The 603-nt window shown below is 40.6% G+C and carries 1 protein-coding gene; it reads left to right on the top strand.

Annotated elements, in window-relative coordinates; translation table 11 throughout:
- On the top strand, positions 1-466 hold a 466-nt coding region (gene ribB / locus RR876_RS17090), incomplete at its 5' end, for a 3,4-dihydroxy-2-butanone-4-phosphate synthase (protein WP_332637201.1).
- Positions 467-603: the final 137 nt, after the last annotated feature.

Below are 603 nucleotides of genomic sequence, written 5' to 3'. Positions count from 1 at the left end.
TGATGGTTCAGGTATTGTCTGTTTAACGCTTACTTCAGAACTTGCTGATCATTTAGAATTACCACCGATGGTAAATGATAATTCGAGTCAGTTTAAAACAGCCTTCACCATTACCATCGAAGCTGCTGAAGGCGTCACCACAGGTGTATCAGCTCAAGATCGTACAACAACGATTCATACAGCCATCAAAGATGGTGCCGTTGCAAGCGATCTTAATCGTCCTGGGCATGTATTCCCTCTCCGTGGACGTGATGGTGGCGTACTCACCCGTCGTGGTCATACCGAAGGTTCTATTGATTTAGCTCGTATGGCTGGCTTAAAACCTGCTGGCGTTTTATGCGAAGTTACAAATCCAGACGGCACAATGGCTTCAGGTGTACAAGTTTTAGCTTATGCACAAACCCATCATTTAACCTTAATTACCATTGAAGAAATTGCGCAATATCGTTTAAAAAACAACATCTAAACCATTGTTATTTATAAATTGACGAGCCTTTAAAATCTCAGTTTAAATCATTAAGCTGGGATTTTTAGTTTTTGCTTCCTATCTTCAGGCTGATACACAATCTTAATTTTTACTGCGCCATAATGCCAAACCATAGC

The sequence above is a fragment of the Acinetobacter sp. genome, assembly GCF_036666595.1.
Lineage (GTDB): Bacteria > Pseudomonadota > Gammaproteobacteria > Pseudomonadales > Moraxellaceae > Acinetobacter.
This window is presented reverse-complemented; position numbering and strand designations above follow the sequence as displayed.